Origin of the sequence: Clostridium pacaense, from assembly GCF_020709765.2 — a bacterium.
GTDB lineage: Bacteria > Bacillota > Clostridia > Lachnospirales > Lachnospiraceae > Enterocloster > Enterocloster hominis.
The window spans coordinates 1-244 of sequence record NZ_JAJFEB020000183.1 but is presented as its reverse complement, the minus strand read 5'-3'; the positions used below and the strand labels follow the sequence as shown (position 1 = coordinate 244).

Sequence of the window (244 nt, the reverse complement as noted above, 5' to 3'; positions counted from 1 at the left end):
TACGGCTGCCCCAATCAGTTCCTCCACATCCGCCATGGTGCCAAACATGGGGGCCACGGGTAGGTAGTCGGCCACATCATAGCCATTGTCGTTCCTGGGGGATTTGGAAAACGGGGTCAGCCATATATAGTCAATTCCCAACTCCTTCAGGTAATCCAGGCTGCTGATTACCCCCCTTAAATCCCCCTGCCCGCTGTGCGTGGTATCCTGGAAGGAGTTTGTATATATCTGATAAATTGTGCTG

The 244-nt window shown here is 52.5% G+C and carries 1 protein-coding gene; it reads right to left on the bottom strand.

Annotation, left to right across the window (positions count from 1 at the left end):
• Positions 1 to 244: alpha-amylase family glycosyl hydrolase (locus LK536_RS58980; protein WP_506092357.1), on the bottom strand; the 244-nt coding region annotated here is incomplete at both ends.